This window comes from Streptomyces sp. CG4 (genome assembly GCF_041080655.1).
GTDB lineage: Bacteria > Actinomycetota > Actinomycetes > Streptomycetales > Streptomycetaceae > Streptomyces.
In genome coordinates this window covers 6,515,314-6,536,865 of sequence record NZ_CP163525.1, presented here as the reverse complement: position 1 = coordinate 6,536,865, position 21,552 = coordinate 6,515,314, and the positions used below count along the sequence as shown (strand labels likewise).

The following is a 21,552-nucleotide window of genomic DNA, read 5'->3' as shown; positions in this document are numbered from 1 at the left end:
CGCCCATGCGGGCAGCGGCTAGAGCGCCTCCCCGCGGCTTCGGGCATTGGCGTGCGCGGTCGCCGCCTTGAGCCGCTCGGCGGCGGTGGCGGTGCGCAGCGCTCCGGGTTCGGCGTCCCACTCCCGGCCCCCGCCGTACGGTCTCAGCTGGGCGTAGGGACCCTCGTACCCCATGACGATGCCGAGCCTGCCGGTACGGGTGTCCACCACATGGCTGCCGACGGCAGGCCGCAATTCCCTCAACATGTCCTCCGGCTCTTCGGCACACAGCGCGCCGCGCGGGTTGCGTCGCGCCTTGACCTGCTCCCCTTCCTTCCCGAGTTTCACGCTTCGCACATCCGGAGTGACGCTCCGCCTCTACAATCCGCAACCATCTGCGCGGATTTCGGATAGCGGAAAGATATGGCCGCTTTACGGAATACCTGGGTGGACTCTATGTTGCGGGGATGGCAGCGAACGGCTTCACCCCCTGGCCCGAGGAGACCGCCCTCGCCCACCGCCGCGCCGGCTACTGGCAGGGCCGTCCCCTGCCCGAGCTGCTGCACGACTGGGCGGCCGCGCACGGCCCGCGCACCGCGCTCGTGCACGGCGCGACCCGCCTGACGTACTTCCAGCTGGACCGGCGGGTGAACCGGATGGCCGCGGGGCTGCGGCTGCGCGGCATCGCGCCCGGCAAGCGGGTCGTGGTGCAGCTGCCGAACACCCCCGAGTTCGTCATCACGGTGTTCGCGCTGATGCGCGCCGGGGCGGTCCCCGTGCTCGCGCCGACCGACCGCCGGGAGCCGGAGATCGCCCAGCTGACGGCCGGGACCGAGGCCGTCGGCTACGTCGGCCCGGCGGTGCACCGCGGCTTCGACCACGCCGCGATGGCCGCCCGGATCGCCGCCGGGTCGACATCACTGCGGCGGATCCTCACCCTCGCCGCACCCGGCGAGCAGGCGGGCGGCTTCGCGGTGCTGCCGGGCGGCTGCCTCGCCTTCCCGCTGCACACCGTGGACGAGGCCCCCGTACCGGACCACCGCCTGGACGCCTCCGACGTGGCGTTCTTCCTGCTGCCGGGCGGTACGACGGCATCGTCGGGCGGTGCGCCGGCGCCGCCGCGGCTCGTCGGCCGCACCCACGACGACTACGCCTACCAGCTGCGCGCCACCACCGAGTTGCTCGGACTCGGCCCCGAGGACGTCTATCTGGCGGTACTGCCCGCGGAGTCCGCCCTCGCCCTCGGCTGTCCCGGCATCCTCGGCACCCTGGCCGCCGGCGGCACCGTCGTCCTGCTCGACGATCCGGAGCCGGACGCCGCCTTCGCCGCGATCGCACGGGAACGGGTGACCGTCACCTCGGTGACACCCAGCGTCGCTGTCCGCTGGCTGGACGCCCTCGACGGCGCCGAGGCCGACCTGGGCTCGCTGCGGGTGCTGCAGATCGGCGGCGCCCGCCTCCACCCCGGCCTCGCCGCCCGGGTCGAGCCCGGCTTCGGCTGCCGGCTGCAGCAGGTGTACGGCGGGGCCGAGGGGCTGCTGACCGCCACCCGCCTCGACGACCCGCGGGACGTGGTGCTCACGACCCGGGGACGGCCGCTCTCCCCGGCCGACGAGATCCGGATCGACGCCCCCGAGGGCGAGGCCGGCGAGCTCCTCACCCGCGGCCCGTACACCCCGCGCGGCCCCTACCGGTCCCCCGGGCACGACGCCCGGGCCTTCACCCCCGACGGGTTCCACCGCACCGGCGATCTGGCCCGGCTGACACCGGAGGGCAACCTGGTGGTGGAGGGCCGTGCCGAGGACCTCGTGATCCCCGAGGGGTGACCGGGCCCACGCCCACCCCCTGAACCCGATCGGCCCAACTCGCGTCGGCACCCGGGCATTTCGGGCCGCCCTCGGTGTGACCTCTGGCGGCTGGTCCATTCGTGTGCGCTGTCTTGACCGCCCCCACAGCCCCTCTTATGGTCGCGCTACCGACCGGACGTAGGACGTAGGACGTCGTATCTCCCACCCCCTCCCCCCACCGACTTGCTGGAGGACCCGTGCGCGACGACGTGACCCCCGACGCACCGGCTCCGCGCCGCCGGTCGTTCCTGAAGTTCACCGGTGCGCTGGGCGCGGCCGCCGCTCTGCCGCCGGTGCTGACCGGCTGCTCCGCCGGCCCGCAGTCCACGAACGACACCGGCGGCAGCGGCAGGAACCGGACACTGACCGCCGTGATCGGGTACGGCAACGACGGGACCTGGGATCCGACGCAGACGGCGTCGGCGTTCTCCATGGCCGCCAACAACCATGTCTACGAGGGGCTGCTGGACACCGACCCGATCACCCGGGTGCCCTATCCGGCGCTCGGCACCGGGGTACCGGCGGACCCGAACGCCACCACCTGGCGGTTCACGCTGCGCTCGGGCGCGGCCTTCCACGACGGCAGGCCGGTCACCGCCGACGACGTCGTGTTCGTCTTCGACCGGATCCTCGACCCGGGCACCCCGACGCTCGCCAAGGGCTTCTTCGTGAGCTGGCTGGACGGCGTGCGGAAGGCCGACGCGCGGACCGTCGAGCTGAGGCTCAAGTTCCCCTTCCCCGACGGGCTGTCCCGGCTCACCCTCGCCAAGATCATGCCGCAGCACGTCTTCTCCCGGCCCGGCGCCTGGGACGACGCCGTCAAGGGGCTCGCCGTGGGCTCGGGGCCGTACCGGCAGACCGCGCACCACCCGAAGTCCAACACCGTCTTCGAGGCGTTCGCCGCCTACAACGGGCCCCGCAGACCCGCCTTCCGGCGCATGAACTGGCTGACCATCGTGGACGCCGCTCCGCGCGTCGCGAAGATCTCCGGATCCGGCGCCGGGGCGCAGATCGCGGACAACATCCCGTACGCCAATATCGCGAGGCTGGAGCAGGGCGGCCTGACGGTCGCGGGCGGCGCCGGGATGAACAACCTGTTCCTGATGTTCAACACGAAGCACAAGCCGTTCGACGACGTACGGGTGCGGCAGGCGCTGCACTACGCCATCGACACCGAGAAGATGGTGCAGGTCGCCCTGAAGGGGCACGGGAAGCCCGCCTCCTCGTTCCTCAACGAGGGCAACCCGGCCCACCGGCGGGCCAGGACCGTCTACGACCACGATCCGCGGAAGGCGAAGGCGCTGCTGAGGGCGGCGGGCGTCACCGACCTCAAGGTCGACATCCTTGCCGTGAACGTCAGTTGGATCGTGGACTGTCTGCCGACCATCAAGTCCTCCTGGGACGCGGTCGGCGTCGAGACGACCCTGGCACCGCAGGAGACCACGGCCGTCTTCACCAAGATGGACCAGAAGCAGGACTACCAGGTCGTCGCCGCCGCCTCGAACCCCAATCAGTTCGGGCTCGACGCCGACCTGATCATGCACTACAACTACGGCCCGCAGAACCTCTGGATGGGGTACACCCGGTGGGCCGACAACCCTGTCGCCCAGCAGCTCTTCACGGACATGGACCGGGCGACCCGGGAGCCGGACGCGGCGAAGAAGAAGGCGATGATCCAGGACTACATCGACGTCGTCGCCGAGCAGGCCGTGCTGTACCCGGTGGTGCACAACGAGCTGATGACGGCCTGGGACCCGCGCAAGCTCACCGGGATAAGAGCACAGCCGTACCCGGGGATCAACGTGCTCCAGGCCAAGTGGGTCTGACGGCATGACGGCCGTCGTACGGATCCTGCTGCGCCGGGTCGCCCTGCTCGTGCCGCTCATGCTCGGGATCGTGCTGTTCGTGTTCCTGGTGATGCGCTTCTCAGACGTCGACCCGGCGTCCGCGTTCTTCCAGGGCTCGAACCCGACCCCGCGGCAGCTGCACGACTTCCGGGAGCGGGGCGGGCTGCTGGATCCGTTGCCCGTGCGGTACGTCCACTTCGTCGGCGACCTCCTGCACGGCAACCTCGGCACCAGCGCCCTGACCCGGGCGCCGGTCGTCGACCAGGTCACCACCGCGCTGCCGCTCACCCTCCAGCTGACCTTCCTCGGCCTCGCCGTCGCCGTGGTGCTGGCGCTGGCCGGCGGGGTCACGGCGGCCGTCCACCGGGACCGGATCCCGGACCAGGCCATCCGGGTCGTCTCGCTGATCGGGGTGGCCGCGCCCGGGTTCTGGCTGGCGCTGCTGATGATCCAGTATCTGGCGGTGGACCGGGGCTGGTTCCCGACCGGCGGCTACATCAACCCGGCCGACTCGGTCACCGGCTGGCTGAAGACCATGGCGCTGCCCGCCTTCGCCCTCTCCCTGCCGGTGGCCGCCCAGCTCACCCGGATCGTGCGGACCTCGGTGGTGGAGGAGCTGGACAAGGACTACGTGCGCACGGCGATCGGCGGCGGGCTGCCGCCCCTGGTCGTCGTCGGGCGGAACGTCCTCAGGAACGCCCTGGTCAATCCGCTGACCGTGCTCGGGCTGCGGGTCGGCTACCTCCTCGGCGGTGCCGTCGTCATCGAGACCATCTTCTCGCTGCCCGGCATGGGCAAGCTGATGATCGACGCCGTGCAGAACGGCGACCCGGCCGTCGTCCAGGGGGTGGTCCTCACCACGGCCACCGGGTTCGTCGTCGTCAACCTCGTCATCGACATCCTGTATCTGCTGGTCAACCCACGTCTGAGGGCGGCCTGATGGTCACGCGCGCGAGCCTTGCCGAACGGCTCTCCCGGCCCGGCGGCGTCCGGCTGCGCGGCTGGCGCAGACTGCCGCCGCTGTCCAGGATCGCCGTCTGCTTCCTGGCGCTCGTCATCCTCGTCGCCGTACTCGCCCCGCTGCTCGCCCCGGACGATCCGCTCGACCAGCAGGACCCGGTCGGCGGCAGCGGGCATCCCTCGGCCGCGCACTGGCTCGGGCAGGACAGCCTCGGCCGGGACATCCTGAGCCGGCTGATGTACGGCGCCCGCTGGTCGCTGGCGATCGGGCTGGGGGCGACGGCGCTCGCGCTGGTCGTGGGTGCCGTCATCGGGGCGGTGGCCGCCACCTCCCGCAAGGCGGTCGACGAGACGCTGATGCGCTGCCTGGACGTGGTCATGGCATTCCCGGGGATCGCGCTCGCGGCCGTGCTGGTCGCCGTGTTCGGCGGCGGCATCGGGGTGCTGATCTGCGCGATCGCCTTCCTGTTCACGCCGCCGGTGGCACGGGTCGTCCGGGCGAACGTGCTCGACCAGTACGGCGAGGACTACGTCACGGCGGAACGGGTGATCGGCGCCCGTACCCCGCACATCGTGCTGCGGCACGTGGCCGTCAACTGCGCTGCCCCGGTGCTGGTGTTCTGCACGGTGCAGGTCGCCGAGGCGATCGTGTTCGAGGCGTCGCTGTCCTTCATCGGCGCCGGGGTGCGGCCGCCGGACCCGTCCTGGGGCAGTGTCATCGCCGACGGCAAGAACATGGTGCTGACCGGAGGCTGGTGGGCGACCGTCTTCCCCGGGCTGCTGATCCTGCTGACCGTGCTGTCGCTGAACATCCTCTCCGAGGGCGTGTCCGACGCCTGGGCGGCACCGGCACCCAGGGAAGTGGACAGGCCCGACGACCGGCTGGAGACGCCGGAGCCCGGCAGCGGCGAGGTGCTGCAACTGCCCGGACTCACGGAGGCCGCCGCGCGCCTGCGCTCGCGGGCCCGGCCCCGCCCCGACTCCTCCGGCCGGCCGGTGCTGGCCGTGGAGAACCTCACCATCGGCTTCCCGGACCGGCACCGGGGCGTGGACATCGTCGCCGGGGTCGGCTTCGAGGTGTACCCCGGTGAAGTGCTCGGCCTGGTCGGCGAGTCGGGGTGCGGGAAGTCGCTGACCGCGCTCACCGTGATGGGGCTCCAGCCGCGGGACGCGCGCGTCGGCGGGCAGATCCGGTTCCGGCAGCGGGACCTGCTCACCGAGCCGATGCGGGCCCGGCGGAGGCTGCTCGGGCACGAGATGGCGATGGTCTACCAGGACGCCCTGTCCTCGCTGAACCCGGCGATGACCATCCGCGCCCAGCTGAAACAGCTCGTCCGGCGCGGCGGCCGGCGCGCTCCGCGCGAGCTCATGGAACTGGTCGGCCTGGACCCCGACCGCACCCTGCGCAGCCATCCGCACGAGCTGTCCGGCGGCCAGCGCCAGCGCGTCCTCATCGCCATGGCCCTCTCCCGCGAACCACGGCTGATCGTCGCCGACGAGCCGACGACCGCGCTGGACGTCACCGTGCAGGCCCAGGTGATGGAGCTGCTGCTGCGACTGCGCGCGGAGCTGGGCTTCGCGCTGATCCTGGTCTCGCACGATCTGGCGCTGGTCGCCGACGTCACCGACCGGGTGGTGGTGATGTACGGCGGGCAGATCGTGGAGAGCGGGGTGACCGCCGACCTGGTGGCCGCGCCGGCCCACCACTACACGCGCGGGCTGCTCGGCAGCGTGCTGTCGCTGGAGTCGGCCGAGGAACGGATGACGCAGATCAAGGGAGTCGTACCCGCCCCGGCGGACTTCCCGGCGGGCTGCCGCTTCGCCGACCGCTGCCCGCCGGCGACCCGGGTGTGCCACGACAGCGCGCCCGTCCTCACCGGTACGGCCACCCACAGGGCGGCCTGTTATCACCCGGCCGTACCCGTGGAGGAGGCTCTCCGGTGAACGCCGTCATCGAGGTCCGGGACGCCCATGTCGTGCACAAGGCCCGCAGCGGCGGACTGTTCCGCCGTGACCGGGTGTACGCCCTGACCGGCGCCGACCTCACCGTGGCCGCCGGGGAGACGGTGGGCGTGGTCGGCGAGTCGGGGTGCGGGAAGTCGACCCTGGCGCGGGTGCTGGTGGGCATCCAGCGGCCGGCCTCCGGGACGGTGGCGTTCCGGGCCCGTGACCTGTGGACGATGCCGCCCGCCGAACGCCGGGCCACGCTCGGCGCCGGCGTCGGCATGGTCTTCCAGGACCCGTCGACCGCGCTCAACCGGCGGCTGACGGTACGCCGGATCCTGCGCGACCCGCTGGACGTCCACGACCGTGGCACCCGGGCCGAACGGGACGAGCGCGTACGGGAGTTGATGGCCCTGGTCGGCCTCCCCCGGGCCCTGTCCGACGCACTGCCCGGACAGCTCTCCGGCGGTCAGCGGCAGCGGGTCGCCATCGCCCGCGCGCTCGCCCTGGACCCGGCCCTGGTCGTCGCCGACGAGCCGACCAGCGCCCTGGACGTGTCGGTCCGCGCCCAGATCCTCAACCTCCTGCTGGACCTGAAGCAACGCCTCGGTCTGGCCCTGGTGTTCGTCTCGCACGACATCCAGACGGTACGGCGGATGAGCGACCGGGTGATCACCATGTATCTGGGCCGGATCGTGGAGGAGACCCCGGCCGGCCGGGTCACCGAGGCCGCCCGGCACCCGTACACCCGCGCCCTGTTCTCCGCCACGCCCGGCCTGCTGGATCCCGTCGACCCGATCCCGCTGACCGGGCCGGTGCCGTCGGCGACCCGGCCGCCGAGCGGCTGCCCGTTCCGCACCCGCTGCTGGAAGACGGATCACCTGTGCGCCGAGGCGATGCCGGACTTCTCGGCCGCGTCACGACCCGGACACCGCTACCGCTGCCACCATCCTGTGGAGGAGGACCAGTCGACTCGCGACCCAGCACGGCAGGAGCCCTGAAATGCCCTTCCCCACCCCGCTCACCGGTGTCGTCCCGCCCGTCTGCACACCCCTGACGCCGGAGCGCGAGGTGGACGTGCCCTCGCTGCTCAGGCTGGTCGACCATCTGATGGACGGCGGGGCGCACGGGCTGTTCGTGCTCGGATCCTCCTCCGAGGCGGCGTTCCTGACGGACCAGCAGCGCCGGCAGGTGGTGGAGGCGGTGACCGCGCACGTCGGCGGCCGGCTGCCGGTCCTGGCCGGCGCCATCGACATGACCACCCCACGCGTCCTCGACCACGTCGCGGCCGTGACCGCGGCCGGCGCGCAGGCCGTCGTCGTCACCGCCCCGTTCTACGCCCGCACCCACCGCGCCGAGATCGTCCACCACTACCGCCGGATCGCGGCCGCGAGCGACGTGCCGGTCATCGCCTACGACATCCCCGTCGCCGTGCACACCAAGCTCCCCGCCGAGATGGTGCTGGGGCTGGCCGCCGACCGGGTGCTGGCCGGGATCAAGGACTCCAGCGGGGACCTGGGCGCCTTCCGGGAGATCGTCACCGGAGCCCGTACGCACCCCGGGTTCAGCGTGCTGACCGGCTCCGAGCTGCTGGTGGACGCCGCGCTGGCGATGGGCGCCGACGGGGCCGTGCCGGGGCTGGCCAACGTCGACCCGCACGGGTACGTGCGGCTGTACCGGATGTGCCGGGCGGGCGACTGGGAGGGCGCGCGGGCCGAACAGGAGCGGCTGTGCGCGCTGTTCGGGATGGTCACGGTGGGCGATCCGGCCCGGATGGGCGGCAGTTCGTCGGCGCTCGGCGCGTTCAAGGCCGCGCTGCATCTGCGCGGCATCATCGACTGCCCGGTGACGGCCGAGCCGCAGGTGCCGCTGTCCGGCGAGGAGACCGAGCGGGTCGGCAAGTACCTGGCGGCGGCGGGGCTGCTCTGACACGGCTGACCCGCGACCAGGGGGCCGGGTCAGGGCAGGGTCATGCGGCGGAACTCCAGGGTGTCGTAGGTGTGGGTGCCGGTCTCGTAGAGGATGCCGACCGTGTCGTGGCCGAGCAGGACGAGGTCGGAGTAGGCGGCTGGGAGGTCCGAGAGGGTGCGCAGCCGGGTGAAGGTGTGGCCGAAGTCCTCGCTGGACCAGATCGCCATGGCCCGGCGGGCGGTGGGCACGGAGGGGCCCGAGAACAGCAACGGCGCTCCCAAGCCAGGGAGTTGGAGGACGCTGCCCTGGACCGAGGGGACGTCGTCCAGGGTGGGCTGGGCGGCGTAGGGGCGGTTGAGGGTGGCGCCGCCGTCGGCGGAGTAGCCGCCGAGGCGGTGGCCGGGCGCGCTGCCCTTCTGGGCGCGGGCGCTGAAGTAGACGCGGCCGTCCGGGAGTTGGGCGGCGCTCGTCTCGTTGGCGTTGGTCACGCCGTCGTAGCGGTCGTTCGCGAAACCGAGGTGCCAGGTGCAGCCGCCGTCGTCGCTGTAGAGGGCGTGACCGCCGTAGTACTTCGCTTCCCGGCCGGTGTCGGAGGAGCCGGCGGGCGGCGGGCCGGAGTGGTTGGCCGGGACGAGCAGACGGCCGCGGTACGGGCCCCGGGTGAGGGCCAGCGCATGGCCGGGGCCGGTGGCGTACCAGCGCCAGCCGGGCCGCTTCACCTGCGCGGTGATGTCCACCGGGCGGGTGAAGTGGCGGCCGTCGTCCCGGCTGCGCTGCACGTACACCCGGCGGCCCCGGTCCGCGGGCACCTCGCCGCGCATGATCTGGCCCTCCGTCGCCGATCCGCTGTTGCCGCAGGTCACGAGGATGACGGCCCCGGTGCGCGGGTCCACGACCGGCGCCGGGTTGCCCCGGGTGTCCCCGTGCCCGGCGGCCACCACGGTCAGCGGACCCCAGGTGCAGCCGCCGTCGGTGGAGCGGCGCAGTACGACGTCGATGTCACCGGTGTCGCTGATGCCGCCTCGCCGGCCCTCGGCGAACGCCAGGACGGTGCCGTGCCGGGTCGCCACGACCGCCGGGATGCGGTAGGTGGCGTAACCGCCCTGTCCGGAGACGTACGGCAGGGAGGAAGCGCAGCGCGCGGGACCGGCCGTTGCGCCCGCGTGCCGCGGGTCCGGCCGGCCGGTCCGGGTACCCGGCCGGTCCGGGGCCGCCGGGCCGTTCGCGGTGCTCGGGTGGGCGGGGTGCGCCTGTCCGGGACTCGCCTGGGCCGGCATGCGGACGGTGAGCGAGGTGAGGAAGGCGAGGGCGGTGAGCAGGGCGCGGCTGAGCGGGGTCATCCGCTCATGTTCGCCTGGGCCGGCGGCCGCACCTCGTATCCCACGCCCGTGCCGACGGCGGACGGGCGTGCGGCGAACCCCTCGGCGAACGGGCCGGTCAGCGGGCCGCCGCGGGGAAACCGAGGCGTCCGTCGTGGACTTCGGCGATCCGGTCGGCGGCCGTCAGATGGGTGCGGTCGTGGGTGACCAGGACGGTGGCGGTGGCCCGCTCATGGGTCAGACGGGTGAGCAGATCGACGACGGCGGCACCGCGTTCGTGGTCGAGGGCGCTGGTGGGTTCGTCGACCAGGAGCAGGGTGGGGTCGTTCATCAGGGCGCGGGCGATGCCGACCCGCTGGCGCTGTCCGCCGGAGAGCTGGTGGGGGCGCCGTCCTGCCTGGGCGGCGAGGCCCACGGCGGCCAGCAGTTCCCCGGCCCGGCGGCGGGCCCCGCCCCGCGGGCGGCCGTCGATCCGGGCCATGACCTCCAGCTGCTCGGCCGCGGTGAGGGAGGGCAGCAGATGGGGCTGCTGGAAGACGATGCCGATCGTGTGGCGGCGCAGCTCGGTCAGTTCCCGGCGGCTCAGGCCGGTCGTGGTGACACCGTCGACGGTGACGGTGCCGGTGTCGGGGGTGACGAGGGTGGCGGCGACGGCGAGCAGGCTGGACTTGCCGGAGCCGGAGGGCCCGACGACGGCGGTCAGCGTGCCCTTGGGCACGTCCAGGGTGACCTGGTCGAGGGCGGTCAGCCGGTCCTCGCCGTCGGGGTAGGTGAGGGTGACGTCGGACAGGGTCAGGCTCATCGGGCGCTCCCCAGGGCGGTCAGCGGGTCCACGGAAGTGATACGGCGCACGGACAGGGCGGCCCCCAGCGCGCCGATCAGGACCATCACGGCGGCCGGCCCGAGGACAGTGGCGGGGGTGAGGAGGAACGGCACCACCTGGTGCAGGACGAGGGCACCGAGCACGGCGGCGACGCCGGTGCCGAGGAGGGTGACGTCGGACAGGGTCAGGCTCATCGGGCGCTCCCCAGGGCGGTCAGCGGGTCCACGGAAGTGATACGGCGCACGGACAAGGCGGCCCCCAACGCGCCCATCAGGACCATCACAGCGGCCGGCCCGAGGACGGTGGCGGGGGTGAGGAGGAACGGCACCACCTGGTCCAGGACGAGGACGCCGAGCACGGCGGCGATGCCGGTGCCGAGGAGGGTGCCGGCGACGAGCAGCACGGCGGCCTGGCCCAGGGCGTCCCTGAGCAGGTGTGCGGTGGAGGCGCCGAGCGCCTTGAGGACGGCGATGTCGCCGCTGCGCTGGATGGTCCAGACGGTGAAGAAGGCGCCGACGACGAGGGCGGAGATGGCGAACAGGAAGCCGCGCATCAGCTGCAGGGAGCCGTTCTCGGAGGTGTAGGAGCCGATCGCGGACAGCGAGGCGTCCTTGCCGACGGTCCTGGTGCCGATGGTCCGGTCGGCGGCCGTCAGGTCGGTGCCGGGGCTGGTGTCCAGGGCGATCACGGTCGCGGCCGGACCGTCGGCGCCGGCGGGGGGTGCCACCTGCCGCCAGTCGGTGAGGCTGGTCCAGATCACGGGGGTGTGGCTGAAGGAGGCGTCTCCCCGGACGGCCGCCACGGACATCGTCCGGCCGGCCAGGCGGAAGGTGCCGCCCGGCTCCAGGCCGAGGTCGTCGGCGGCCGTGCCGGACAGCACCGCCGTACCTTCGCGGATCCTGCCGCCGTCGGGGGCCAGGCGGGAGCCGGGCTGGACGCCGAAGGCGGAGACACCGGTGCTCCGGTCGCCCGCGGTGGCCTTGGTGGTGGTGATCCCGAGGGGTTCGGCGCGGGTGACGCCGGGCGTCGCGGCCCACTGCTGCCACTGCCCTGCGGTGACGGTGGAGTTGGTGTACGACAGGCTCTGCCCGTGGGCCGGGGCCTCGAAGGCGATGCGGTCGGCGGGCAGGCCGGTGATCGCGGAGATGTTCTGCCGGCCGAGGCCGGCGGTCAGTCCGGACAGCAGCCCGACGAGCAGCGTGATCAGGGTGATGACGGTTCCCATCAGGGCGAACCGTCCCTTGGCGAACTTCAGGTCTCTCCAGGCGACGAACACGGCCTCGGCTGCCCTCTGCGATTCTCGGCGTCGGTGGATGACGACGGTGGATGACGACGGTGGATGACGACGGTGGATGACGACGGTGGATGACGACGGTGGATACGGTGTGCCTCTACGGTCGCCGCGCCGGCCCGGCCCGGGCATCTGGCGGCGGAATGCACTTGGCGGACCGAAGGGCGGCGCACGGATTGCAACTTTCGGCAGAGGCCGCGCCGCGGGCGGCTTCTTTAGGCTGAAAGCGGACTCCGAACACCCTGGAAGGACCGTGAACACCGTCGCCCCCGCCCTGACCCCGACCACCCGGGCCCTGTCCTGGTGCCTGCACCTGCTGGTTGTCGGGCTGCTCGTGCTCACCGCTGCCCGGGCCCTGACCACCGGCGGGCCGCACACCGGGGCGACCGTCGCCGTGGCGGCGGTGTGCGCGCTGGCGTACGCGGTGGGTCCGCTGCTGCCGCGGATCCGTGGGGACCGGCGGGCCGCCGCCTGGTGGCTGGCCGCCGTCGGCGCGGTGTGGCTGGCGCTGCTGGCGCTGTCCGCCGACGGGGTGTGGGTGGCCTTTCCGCTGTACTTCCTCCAGCTCCATCTGCTGCCGCGCCGCGGCAGCCTGGCCGCGGTGGCCGCGACCGCACTCGCCGCGGTCGTCGCGTTCGCCGCCCATCAGGGCTCCTTCAGCGCGGCCATGGCGATCGGCCCGGCGCTCGGGGCCGCCGTCGCGGTCGCGGTGGTGTGGGGGTACCAGGCGCTGTACCGGGAGAGCGAACGGCGCCGGCGGCTGATCGAGGAGCTCACCGCCACCCGCGCGGATCTGGCCGAGGCCCAGCACACGGCCGGGGTGCTCGCCGAACGCGAGCGCCTGGCCCGCGAGATCCACGACACGCTCGCACAGGGGCTGTCCAGCATCCAGCTACTGCTGCGCGCCGCCGAACGGAACCTGCCGGGCGCCCCGGAGAACGCCGTACGCTACGTCGGCCAGGCCCGCCAGGCCGCGGTCGACAACCTCGCCGAGGCCCGCCGCTTCGTCGCCGCGCTCGCCCCGCCCGCGCTGGAGGGCACGACCTTGGCGGACGCGCTGGAACGCCTGTGCACGACCACGGGCGCCCGACACCGCCTCACGGCCCGCTTCAGCCTCACCGGAGCCCCGGTCCCCCTGCCGACCGCACACGAGGTCGCCCTGCTGCGCATCGCCCAGTCCGCCTTGGCCAACACCGTCCGGCACGCGCGGGCCACGACGGTGGACGTCACGCTGGGCACCCTCGGGGACCGCACCACCCTCACCGTCGTGGACGACGGCATCGGCTTCGACCCCGACCGGCTGCCCGTCCCCGACCCCGAGACGGGCGGCTTCGGCCTGACGGCCATGCGCACCCGCCTCCACGCCCTCGGCGGCACCCTGACCATCGAGTCCACCCCGGCCAACGGCACCACCCTGACCGCCCGCCTCCCGTTCACCCCACCCACGGGGCCGGAGACACCACCGGCTGAGACCGAGAACCCACCCACCGGAACCGAGACCGGACCGACCTCACCTGCCGACACCGGGACCCGGCCGACCTCGCCCGCCGGGACCGACGCCCAGCCAACCCTCTCCGCCGAGACCGACAGATCACCCGCCGGCACGCAGACCACCCGGTCGGCCTTGGCCGCCGAGACCGCCACCAGGCCGCCCCTGCCCGCCGACACCGGCACCCGAACGCCCCCGCCCGCCCACACCGGCACCCGGTCAACCCCGAACACCGGGACCGACAGACCACTCGCCGACGCCGACACCCACCCGACCCCGCCCCCCGACACCGCGACCCGGACGACCCCGCCCGCCCCCACCGCCACCCGGCCAACCCCGCCCACCCCCACCGAGGCTTGCCCATGACCGAGTACCCCGTCCGGCTCCTGCTCGCCGACGACCATCCCGTGGTGCGGGCCGGGCTGCGGGCCGTGCTGGAGACCGAGCCGGGTCTCGTCGTGGTGGCCGAGGCCGCGACCGCCGAGGACGCCGTCGTCCGTGCCGCCGCGGGTGACATCGACGTCGTGCTGATGGATCTGCAGTTCGGCAAGGGGATGGGCGGCGCCGAGGCCACGGCCGCGATCACGGCCCGGCCGGGCGCGCCCCGGGTCGTGATCGTCACCACCTACGACTCCGACGCCGACACCCTCCCGGCCATCGAGGCCGGCGCCACCGGCTACCTGCTCAAGGACGCCCCTCCGGAGGAACTGGCGGCCGCCGTACGGACGGCCGCCAGCGGACGTACCGCCCTGGCGCCCGCGGTCGCGGACCGGCTGCTGAACCGGCTGCGCGCGCCCGGCACTTCACTGACCCGGCGCGAGACCGAAGTCCTCGCCCTGGTCGCCGAGGGTCTGTCCAATCAGGCCGTCGGCCGCCGCCTCCACCTCACCGAGGGCACGGTCAAGTCCCACCTGGCCCGCGTCTACGCCAAGCTCGGCGTGGACTCCCGCACCGCCGCCGTGGCCACCGCCACCGACCTGGGCCTCATCCGCCGCTGAGTGCACGATCAGGACGGCGTCCGCGCCGCCGCCAGCAGGCGCGTCACGTCGTCCGCGCAGATGGTCAGGGCCGCGCCGACCGTCGTGAGGGCGTCGCGTTCGGCGGGGGTGTAGGGGCCGTCGGCGAGGGCGATGCGGGCGGCCTGGAGGAGGAGGGACTCGCGGCCGGCGGGGGCGAGGTGCGGGGCGAGCGGGTCCAGGGCCTCGTGCAGCTCTATGGTCAGGCTCGTGCCGCACTCCGCGCCGAGGACCCGGCCGGTGTCGGCGGCGAGGGCCTCGACCAGGGCGGCCAGCTGTTCCTCGGTACAGCCGTCGAAGCCGGCCGCGCGGACGGCGCCGGCGGCCGTCTCCAGGGCCGTACGGGAGGAGGTGCCACCCGCCGCGAGCACGGCGAGGGCGACGGTGTGCACGGCGTCGCGGAGCATCGCCGAGAAGCGGCGCGTGGTGGGGTGGTCCAGGACGTCCGTGCCATAGTGCTGGCGGCAGGCGGCGCACTCCACGACCGGTCCGGTGCTGCCGCGGGGCAGGAGCGGCACCCCGAGCAGGGTGAGCCGGCGGCGTCCGGTGAGCCGCTGGTAGTTGCGGTCGCCGCCGCAGCCGGGGCAGTAGAACTCGCCGTCCCCGACGGGAGTCCACGCGGTGCGGATGCGCACGATGTGCCCAGCCTTGGCGGCACGGCCGTCTCGTCCCCGTACTGGCAGCACGTCGCACCTCCGTAACCGCACGGCAACATCGCCGCGCTGGCGTGATGTTAGCCACATCCCGGAGGCTGAGTCAGTACCCCGGAAGAGACCTTTCTGTGACCTGGCCGGCCCCGTGGCCGATAAACGACGGGGCCCCGGCCGCCGTATACAGCGGTCGGGGCCCCGAAACTCCCGGTCAGAGCGGTCAGCGGGCCGCGCGGTTCACCGCGGAGACGACCGCCTTCAGCGACGCACGCGTCGTGTTCGCGTCGATGCCGATCCCCCACAGGATCTTGCCGTCGATCGCGCATTCGATGTAGGAGGCGGCCTGCGCGGAGGCACCCTCGCTCATCGTGTGCTCCTGGTAGTCCAACAGGCGTACGTCGATGCCGATGGACTCCAGGGCGTCGAAGAAGGCCGAGATCGGACCGTTGCCGGAGCCGGTCAGGACCGTGTCCTCGCCGTCCACCGTGGCCTCGACCGTCAGGGTGTCGACGCCGTCCGTGTCCGTCGTCGACTGGCCCGTCCTGACCTGGATACGGCCCCACGGGTTGCCCGGGTTCGGCAGGTACTCGTCCTGGAAGACCGCCCAGATCTCCTTCGGCGTGATCTCGCCGCCCTCGGCGTCCGTCTTGGCCTGGATGAGCTTCGAGAACTCGATCTGCATCCGGCGCGGCAGGTCCAGCTTGTGGTCGTTCTTCAGGACGTAGGAGATACCGCCCTTGCCGGACTGCGAGTTGACGCGGATGACGGCCTCGTAGGAGCGGCCGACGTCCTTCGGGTCGATCGGCAGGTACGGCACCGCCCACTCGATGTCGTCGACCGTGACCCCGCGAGCCGCCGCGTCGGCCTCCATGGCGTCGAAGCCCTTCTTGATGGCGTCCTGGTGGGAGCCGGAGAAGGACGTGTAGACCAGGTCGCCCACGTAGGGGTGGCGCGGGTGGACCTCCATCTGGTTGCAGTACTCCCACGTACGACGGATCTCGTCGATGTCGGAGAAGTCGATCTGCGGGTCGACGCCCTGGGAGAACAGGTTCATGCCCAGGGTGACCAGGTCGACGTTGCCGGTGCGCTCGCCCTGTCCGAACAGGCAGCCCTCGACGCGGTCGGCGCCGGCCATCAGGGCCAGCTCGGCCGCCGCCACCGCCGTACCGCGGTCGTTGTGCGGGTGGACGGACAGGCAGACGTGCTCGCGGCGGGACAGGTTGCGGTGCATCCACTCGAAGCGGTCCGCGTGCGTGGAGGGGGTCGAACGCTCCACCGTGGCGGGCAGGTTGAGGATGATCTCGCGGCCGGGGCCCGGCTGGTAGACGTCCATCACCGCCTCGCAGACCTCCAGCGCGAAGTCCAGCTCGGTGTCGGTGAAGATCTCGGGGCTGTACTGGTAGCCGAACTCGGTCTCGGGGCCCAGCAGTTTCTCGGCGTACTCCATCACCAGGCGGGTGCCGTCGACGGCGATCTGCTTGATGTCGTCCTTGGAGCCGCGGAAGACCACGCGGCGGAAGACGGGCGCGGTGGCGTTGTAGAGGTGCACGGTGGCGCGCTTGGCGCCCTTCAGGGACTCCACGGTCCGCTCGATCAGGTCCTCGCGGGCCTGGGTCAGCACGGAGATCGTGACGTCGTCCGGGATCGCGCCCTCTTCCTCGATGATCGAGCGCACGAAGTCGAAGTCGGTCTGGCCGGAGGCGGGGAAGCCGACCTCGATCTCCTTGTAGCCCATCTTGACCAGCTGGTCGAACATCCGGCGCTTGCGCTCGGGCGACATGGGGTCGATCAGGGCCTGGTTGCCGTCGCGCAGGTCGGTGGAGAGCCAGCGGGGGGCGGCGGTGATGCGCTTCTGGGGCCAGGTGCGGTCCGGGATGTCGACCTGCTCGTAGCGGCCGTACTTGTGGATCGGCATGCTGCTGGGCTGCTGGCGGTTCGCCATGGTGCGTGGGCTCCTCAGGGTGTCCGGATATCCGGATGTCCGGATGGACGGCCGACGACGCAACGCCAAAGCTCCGCGGGGAGGGAGTCGGCCTCGACTACAGGCCCTCGCCGCGGCAGCTAAGGAGAAGCAGCCCGAAACGCATGATGCGCAGCAGCCTAGCCGAGCCGCCCCGGACGCGGGACCGCGGTCCAGTATGCGGGACCGGCATTACAAAAGGGACAAAAAGTGCGCCGTACCACATCGTCACGGAGCGTCGCGGTTCCTGTCCCGGTATTTCACCAATCATGGTGGCAGCTAGTGACATCGACATCACACAATGCGATGGTGCGGGACATGACGACCAACGGGGGCTTCGAGCCCGTCTTCTGCACGATCGTGCCGCCCCATCTCCTGGACCAGCTGGCCCGGCACGACGACCCCGCCATCGCGGAGCGCGCGCAGCGCACCCTGGAGCGGGACGCCGCCCACCGCACCCATCGCCGGATCACCTCCGTCCGCACCACCGCCGCGCCCACCGGCACCCCCTCCGACCACCCGAACCGCACCATCTACGACGCCGGGCACCAGGAGACCCTGCCGGGCCAGAAGGTGCACGGCGAGAACGACGAGCCCGCCAAGGACGCGACCGTGAACCGCGCGCACGCGGGCCTCGGCGCCACCTTCGAGCTGTACCTGAACGCCTACGGCCGGCACTCCATCGACGGCGCGGGCCTGCCGCTGAACGCGACCGTGCACTACGGCGAGCACTACGACAACGCCTTCTGGAACGGCGAGCAGATGGTGTTCGGCGACGGCGACGGCACCACGTTCCTCGACTTCACCATCCCCGTCGACGTGATCGGCCACGAACTGACCCACGGCGTCACCCAGTACACCGCGAACCTGGAGTACTACGGCCAGTCCGGCGCCCTCAACGAGTCGGTCTCGGACGTCTTCGGCTCGGTGATCAAGCAGTACGCCCTCGGCCAGACCGCCGACCAGGCCGACTGGCTGATCGGCGCGGGGCTCCTCGCCCCGAGCGTCCACGGCACCGCGCTGCGCTCGATGAAGGCCCCGGGCACGGCGTACGACGACCCGAACCTGGGCAAGGACCCGCAGCCGGCGAGCATGGACCACTACGTCCACACCAGCCAGGACAACGGCGGCGTGCACATCAACTCCGGTATCCCCAACCACGCCTTCTACCTGGTCGCCACGGCGATCGGCGGCCACTCCTGGGAGAAGGCCGGGCAGATCTGGTACGACGTGCTCACCGGCGGCGAGCTGCCGTCCGACGCGGACTTCGCGGCCTTCGCCCGGCTCACGGCCGCCGCGGCCACGTCCCTCTACGGCGAGGGCAAGGAAGCGAAGGCCGTCCGCGACGCCTGGTCGCAGGTGAAGGTGCCGACTTCCTGATTCCGCACGCCATTCCGCACGGCATTCCGCACGGCATTCCACACGGCATTCCACACGGCATTCCGCACGACATTCCGCACCATCCGTACTAGACAGGGACCCATGCGTATTCAGGTACGGCGCACGGGCGGCTTCGCGGGCATCGAGCGCCGGGCCGAGGTGGACACCTCGGGCCGGCCCGACGCCCCCGCATGGCAGGTCCTGGCCGAACGCGTCCTCGCGTCCGGCCAGGACACCCCGTCGGCCGGCGTCCCGGACGGCTTCCGGTACGAGATCACCGTGGACGGCCGCACGGTGTACGCGGCCGATCCCCGACTCACCGAGGAACAACGGGAGTTGGTGTCACGGGTGCTGAAGGAAGGCGCGTAGCAACCGGTTGCCGCCGAGGCATTGACTTCCCTTACCGAGGGTAAGGATGATCCCGGCCATGGCGACTGACGCAGGCGATCCCCCATCCGCCCCGCTCCCCCGCTTCCCGGACGGCTTCCTGTGGGGTGTGTCGACCTCGGCCCACCAGATCGAGGGGGCGGCCGGGGAGCGCGAGCCCTCCGTGTGGGACGTGTTCACGGCCGAGCCGGGGCGGGTGAAGGACGGTTCGACGGCGGCGGTGGCCTGCGACCACTACCACCGCTATCGCGAGGACGTGGCCCTGCTCGCGGGTCTCGGCGTGGACGCGTACCGCTTCTCGGTCTCCTGGCCCCGGGTGAACTCCCCCGGCGGCCTGGACTTCTACGACCGCCTGGTGGACGAGCTGTGCGCGGCGGGCGTACGGCCGGTGCCCACCCTCTTCCACTGGGACCTGCCCGCCTCGCTGGACTGGCTGGAGCGGGACACAGCGGACCGGTTCGCCGAGTACGTCTCCGTGGTGGCGGAGCGGCTCGGCGACCGCGTCACCAAGTGGATCACCCTCAACGAGCCCGCGGAACACACGCTGCTGGGGCACGCGCTCGGCGCGCACGCCCCCGGCAAGCAGCTCCTCTTCGACGCGCTCCCGGTCGCCCACCACCAGCTCCTCGCCCACGGTCTGGCGGTACGCGCCCTGCGCGCGGCCGGGGCGGGCGACATCGGCATCGCCAACTCCCACGGCCCCACCTGGCCCGCCTCCGCCGAACCGGCGGACCGGGAAGCGGCCGGCTTCTACGACATCCTCCTCAACCGCCTCTTCGCCGAGCCGATCGTCCTCGGCGAATATCCGGAGGGAATGGGCGAGTTGATGCCCGGCGACGTGGCGGCCGACCTCAAGGTCATCGCCGAGCCCCTCGACTGGTACGGCATCAACTACTACGCGCCGACGAAGGTGGGCGCGCCCGGCGGCACGGACAGCGAGTACGGCGGTCTGGCCCTGCCCGCCGTACTCCCCTTCTCGGTGCGGGAGATCGAGGGCCGCCCGACGACCGACTTCGGCTGGCCGGTCGTCCCGGAGGGCCTCACCGAGCTGCTGACCGGTTTCCGTGACCGCTACGGCGACCGGCTCCCGCCGCTCGTGATCACCGAGAACGGCTGCTCGTACGAGGGCGTCGACGACCAGGACCGCATCGCCTACCTGGACGCGCACATCCGCGCCCTGCACACCGCCCTGGAAGCCGGCGTGGAGGTGCGCGGCTACTTCGTGTGGTCCCTGCTGGACAACTTCGAGTGGGCCGAGGGCCAGGCGCGCCGCTTCGGTCTGGTGCACGTGGACTACGCGACGCTGGAGCGCACCCCGAAGGCCTCCTATCACTGGTTCCGGGACGTGCTCCGGGCCCAGGGATGACCACGGTCGGCGGTCCGTCCGCCGCCGCCCTCGCCGAGCCGGCCGAACGGGTCGGCCGGGGCTGGACGGCGCTGCTCTCGCTGGCCAACGGGGCGATCTGGGTGGGCTGGTTCGGGCCGCTGCAGATCCTGCTCGCCTCCCAGGCCGGGGACTTCGCGCCCGGCACCGGGATGTCCAAGGAGACCGTGCTGGCCTGGGTGACCGGCGCCGGCGCGGTGGTCTCGCTGCTCGCCAACCCCGTCTTCGGTGCCCTGTCCGACCGGACGACGGCCCGTCGGGGCCGCCGTACCCCGTGGATCGTGGCCGGAACGGCCGGCGGCGCGCTGTCCCTGCTGCTGCTCGCCCGGGCGGGCGGGGTGTGGTCGATGGCGGCGGGCTGGTGCCTGGTGCAACTCACCCTGAACGCGGCGTTCGCGGCAGTGACGGCGGCCGTGCCGGACCGGGTACCGAGGCTCCAGCGGGGCGCGGTGGGCGGCTGGCTGGGAGCCGCGCAGATCCTGGGCGTGGTCGGCGGCACGGGCCTCGCGACCGCGGCGGGCGGGATCGGCGCCGGGTATGCGGCGTGCGCGGTGTGCACGGTGGCGGGTGTGCTGCCGTACGTCCTGCGCCACGAGGATGTCCGGCTCGCGAAGGAGGACCGGCCGGCCTGGTCCTGGCGGGCGTTTCTGGCCGGGTTCTGGCTGAGCCCGCGCCGCCACCCGGACCTGGGCTGGGCGTGGCTGACCCGGTTCCTGATCAACCTCAGCAATGCGCTGGTGCTGCTGTACTTGCTGTACTACCTCCGCGACCGCCTGCACTACGCCGACCCCGGCCAGGGCGTATTGATCCTGACGGCCGTCAGCAGCCTGACGTTGATGGCGACCGTCGTGGTGGGCGGGGTGTGGTCGGACCGGGTGGGCCGGCGCAAGCCGTTCGTCGTCTGGTCCGGGCTGCTGATGGCGGTGGCGACGGCGGCGCTGGCCGGCTGGCAGACCTGGCCGGGCGCGATCGTCGCGTCGGCGGTCCTCGGGGTCGGCTTCGGCGTGTTCACCTCGGTCGACTTCGCGCTGATGACGGACGTCCTGCCGACGGCACTGGACCGCGGCAAGGACCTCGGCGTGATCAACGTGGCCAACGCCCTGCCCCAGGTCGCGGCCCCGGCCCTCGCCGCGCCGATCGTCAGGTACCTGGGCGGCTACCGGGTGCTGTACCTGGTGGCGGCGGTGATCGGGGTGGCGGGGGCGGTGCTGGTGGGCCGGATCAGGGGCGTGGACTAGTCAGCCGTCGATCGATCGGTCGTCGATCAGTCGGCCCTCGATCGGTTGGTTGTCGATCAGTGCTGTCAGCTTCAGCTTCGGTCGAGGGGACCGGAGACCGGGAGAGACCTCCCGATCAGGGGATCGG

At 72.5% G+C, this 21,552-nt stretch carries 18 protein-coding genes and 1 pseudogene; 12 read left to right on the top strand and 7 right to left on the bottom strand.

The window, feature by feature from the left end:
- Positions 1 to 18: 18 nt before the first annotated feature.
- On the bottom strand, positions 19 to 234 hold the full coding sequence (locus AB5L52_RS29845; RefSeq protein WP_351020971.1) for a hypothetical protein: 216 nt from the start codon (positions 232 to 234) through the stop codon (positions 19 to 21).
- Positions 235 to 446: 212 nt separating this feature from the next.
- Between AB5L52_RS29845 and AB5L52_RS29840 the strand changes: the two genes are divergently transcribed.
- The 6 genes from AB5L52_RS29840 to AB5L52_RS29815 all read left to right on the top strand — a co-directional run bounded on the left by AB5L52_RS29840 (position 447) and on the right by AB5L52_RS29815 (position 8,506).
- Positions 447 to 1,805 (top strand): AMP-binding protein, encoded by a 1,359-nt coding sequence (locus tag AB5L52_RS29840; RefSeq protein WP_369367176.1) that lies wholly within the window; start codon positions 447 to 449, stop codon positions 1,803 to 1,805.
- 218 nt (positions 1,806 to 2,023) lie between these two features.
- The gene (locus AB5L52_RS29835) at positions 2,024 to 3,652 is read left to right on the top strand and encodes an ABC transporter substrate-binding protein (protein WP_369367175.1); all 1,629 of its coding nucleotides are present in this window, start codon (positions 2,024 to 2,026) and stop codon (positions 3,650 to 3,652) included.
- A gap of 4 nt (positions 3,653 to 3,656) precedes the next feature.
- Entirely contained in the window at positions 3,657 to 4,613 is a 957-nt protein-coding gene (locus AB5L52_RS29830; protein ID WP_351569580.1) for an ABC transporter permease, read from the top strand.
- Positions 4,613 to 6,577: a dipeptide/oligopeptide/nickel ABC transporter permease/ATP-binding protein gene (locus AB5L52_RS29825; RefSeq protein ID WP_369367174.1), complete on the top strand. Its 1,965-nt coding sequence runs from the start codon at positions 4,613 to 4,615 to the stop codon at positions 6,575 to 6,577. Before AB5L52_RS29830 ends, AB5L52_RS29825 begins: the two co-directional genes overlap by 1 nt.
- Positions 6,574 to 7,578 (top strand): oligopeptide/dipeptide ABC transporter ATP-binding protein, encoded by a 1,005-nt coding sequence (locus AB5L52_RS29820; RefSeq protein ID WP_369367173.1) that lies wholly within the window; start codon positions 6,574 to 6,576, stop codon positions 7,576 to 7,578. The genes AB5L52_RS29825 and AB5L52_RS29820 overlap by 4 nt, the downstream gene beginning before the upstream one ends.
- Position 7,579: 1 nt before the next feature.
- Positions 7,580 to 8,506 carry a dihydrodipicolinate synthase family protein gene (locus AB5L52_RS29815; RefSeq protein WP_369367172.1) on the top strand — a complete coding sequence of 309 codons (927 nt, stop codon included), beginning with the start codon at positions 7,580 to 7,582 and terminating at the stop codon, positions 8,504 to 8,506.
- A 29-nt stretch (positions 8,507 to 8,535) separates the two neighbouring features.
- Here AB5L52_RS29815 and AB5L52_RS29810 read toward each other — a convergent pair whose 3' ends face one another.
- The 4 genes from AB5L52_RS29810 to AB5L52_RS29795 form a co-directional block, all read right to left on the bottom strand.
- Positions 8,536 to 9,828 (bottom strand): exo-alpha-sialidase, encoded by a 1,293-nt coding sequence (locus AB5L52_RS29810; protein ID WP_369367171.1) that lies wholly within the window; start codon positions 9,826 to 9,828, stop codon positions 8,536 to 8,538.
- 97 nt (positions 9,829 to 9,925) lie between these two features.
- Positions 9,926 to 10,609: an ABC transporter ATP-binding protein gene (locus tag AB5L52_RS29805; RefSeq protein ID WP_369367170.1), complete on the bottom strand. Its 684-nt coding sequence runs from the start codon at positions 10,607 to 10,609 to the stop codon at positions 9,926 to 9,928.
- Positions 10,606 to 10,824 carry a hypothetical protein gene (locus tag AB5L52_RS29800; protein ID WP_369367169.1) on the bottom strand — a complete coding sequence of 73 codons (219 nt, stop codon included), beginning with the start codon at positions 10,822 to 10,824 and terminating at the stop codon, positions 10,606 to 10,608. The genes AB5L52_RS29805 and AB5L52_RS29800 overlap by 4 nt, the downstream gene beginning before the upstream one ends.
- Entirely contained in the window at positions 10,821 to 11,906 is a 1,086-nt protein-coding gene (locus tag AB5L52_RS29795; RefSeq protein WP_369367168.1) for an ABC transporter permease, read from the bottom strand. Before AB5L52_RS29795 ends, AB5L52_RS29800 begins: the two co-directional genes overlap by 4 nt.
- 268 nt (positions 11,907 to 12,174) lie before the next feature.
- On the opposite strand from AB5L52_RS29795, the pseudogene AB5L52_RS29790 reads away from it, so the two are divergent.
- Positions 12,175 to 13,386: pseudogene (locus AB5L52_RS29790) on the top strand (sensor histidine kinase); the annotation flags it as partial.
- 386 nt (positions 13,387 to 13,772) lie between these two features.
- Complete coding sequence (locus tag AB5L52_RS29785; RefSeq protein ID WP_351020445.1) at positions 13,773 to 14,408, top strand: response regulator transcription factor; 636 nt, start codon at positions 13,773 to 13,775, stop codon at positions 14,406 to 14,408.
- 8 nt (positions 14,409 to 14,416) lie between these two features.
- Here AB5L52_RS29785 and AB5L52_RS29780 read toward each other — a convergent pair whose 3' ends face one another.
- Together AB5L52_RS29780 and leuA are read right to left on the bottom strand one after the other, a co-directional pair.
- Positions 14,417 to 15,112, bottom strand: coding sequence for a TerB family tellurite resistance protein (locus AB5L52_RS29780; RefSeq protein ID WP_351020443.1), 696 nt, complete (start codon positions 15,110 to 15,112; stop codon positions 14,417 to 14,419).
- Positions 15,113 to 15,296: 184 nt separating this feature from the next.
- The gene (gene leuA / locus AB5L52_RS29775; RefSeq protein WP_351020441.1) at positions 15,297 to 17,018 is read right to left on the bottom strand and encodes a 2-isopropylmalate synthase; all 1,722 of its coding nucleotides are present in this window, start codon (positions 17,016 to 17,018) and stop codon (positions 15,297 to 15,299) included.
- Between the two features lie 336 nt (positions 17,019 to 17,354).
- Between leuA and AB5L52_RS29770 the strand changes: the two genes are divergently transcribed.
- From AB5L52_RS29770 to AB5L52_RS29755, 4 genes are all read left to right on the top strand, one after another.
- Positions 17,355 to 18,416, top strand: coding sequence for a M4 family metallopeptidase (locus tag AB5L52_RS29770; RefSeq protein WP_369367167.1), 1,062 nt, complete (start codon positions 17,355 to 17,357; stop codon positions 18,414 to 18,416).
- Between the two features lie 102 nt (positions 18,417 to 18,518).
- Complete coding sequence (locus AB5L52_RS29765) at positions 18,519 to 18,785, top strand: protealysin inhibitor emfourin (RefSeq protein WP_369367166.1); 267 nt, start codon at positions 18,519 to 18,521, stop codon at positions 18,783 to 18,785.
- A gap of 58 nt (positions 18,786 to 18,843) precedes the next feature.
- Positions 18,844 to 20,169: a GH1 family beta-glucosidase gene (locus tag AB5L52_RS29760; RefSeq protein ID WP_369367165.1), complete on the top strand. Its 1,326-nt coding sequence runs from the start codon at positions 18,844 to 18,846 to the stop codon at positions 20,167 to 20,169.
- Positions 20,166 to 21,425: an MFS transporter gene (locus tag AB5L52_RS29755; RefSeq protein ID WP_369367164.1), complete on the top strand. Its 1,260-nt coding sequence runs from the start codon at positions 20,166 to 20,168 to the stop codon at positions 21,423 to 21,425. The genes AB5L52_RS29760 and AB5L52_RS29755 overlap by 4 nt, the downstream gene beginning before the upstream one ends.
- Positions 21,426 to 21,552: the final 127 nt, after the last annotated feature.

Bases quoted from the DNA above. Each gene is read 5' to 3' on its own strand.
- AB5L52_RS29840 (WP_369367176.1), top strand. From the start codon at position 447: ATGGCAGCGAACGGCTTCACCCCCTGGCCCGAGGAGACCGCCCTCGCC.
- AB5L52_RS29830 (WP_351569580.1), top strand. From the start codon at position 3,657: ATGACGGCCGTCGTACGGATCCTGCTGCGCCGGGTCGCCCTGCTCGTG.
- AB5L52_RS29825 (WP_369367174.1), top strand. From the start codon at position 4,613: ATGGTCACGCGCGCGAGCCTTGCCGAACGGCTCTCCCGGCCCGGCGGC.
- AB5L52_RS29815 (WP_369367172.1), top strand. From the start codon at position 7,580: ATGCCCTTCCCCACCCCGCTCACCGGTGTCGTCCCGCCCGTCTGCACA.
- AB5L52_RS29810 (WP_369367171.1), bottom strand. From the start codon at position 9,828: ATGACCCCGCTCAGCCGCGCCCTGCTCACCGCCCTCGCCTTCCTCACC.
- AB5L52_RS29805 (WP_369367170.1), bottom strand. From the start codon at position 10,609: ATGAGCCTGACCCTGTCCGACGTCACCCTCACCTACCCCGACGGCGAG.
- AB5L52_RS29800 (WP_369367169.1), bottom strand. From the start codon at position 10,824: ATGAGCCTGACCCTGTCCGACGTCACCCTCCTCGGCACCGGCGTCGCC.
- AB5L52_RS29785 (WP_351020445.1), top strand. From the start codon at position 13,773: ATGACCGAGTACCCCGTCCGGCTCCTGCTCGCCGACGACCATCCCGTG.
- leuA (WP_351020441.1), bottom strand. From the start codon at position 17,018: ATGGCGAACCGCCAGCAGCCCAGCAGCATGCCGATCCACAAGTACGGC.
- AB5L52_RS29770 (WP_369367167.1), top strand. From the start codon at position 17,355: ATGACGACCAACGGGGGCTTCGAGCCCGTCTTCTGCACGATCGTGCCG.
- AB5L52_RS29765 (WP_369367166.1), top strand. From the start codon at position 18,519: ATGCGTATTCAGGTACGGCGCACGGGCGGCTTCGCGGGCATCGAGCGC.
- AB5L52_RS29760 (WP_369367165.1), top strand. From the start codon at position 18,844: ATGGCGACTGACGCAGGCGATCCCCCATCCGCCCCGCTCCCCCGCTTC.
- AB5L52_RS29755 (WP_369367164.1), top strand. From the start codon at position 20,166: ATGACCACGGTCGGCGGTCCGTCCGCCGCCGCCCTCGCCGAGCCGGCC.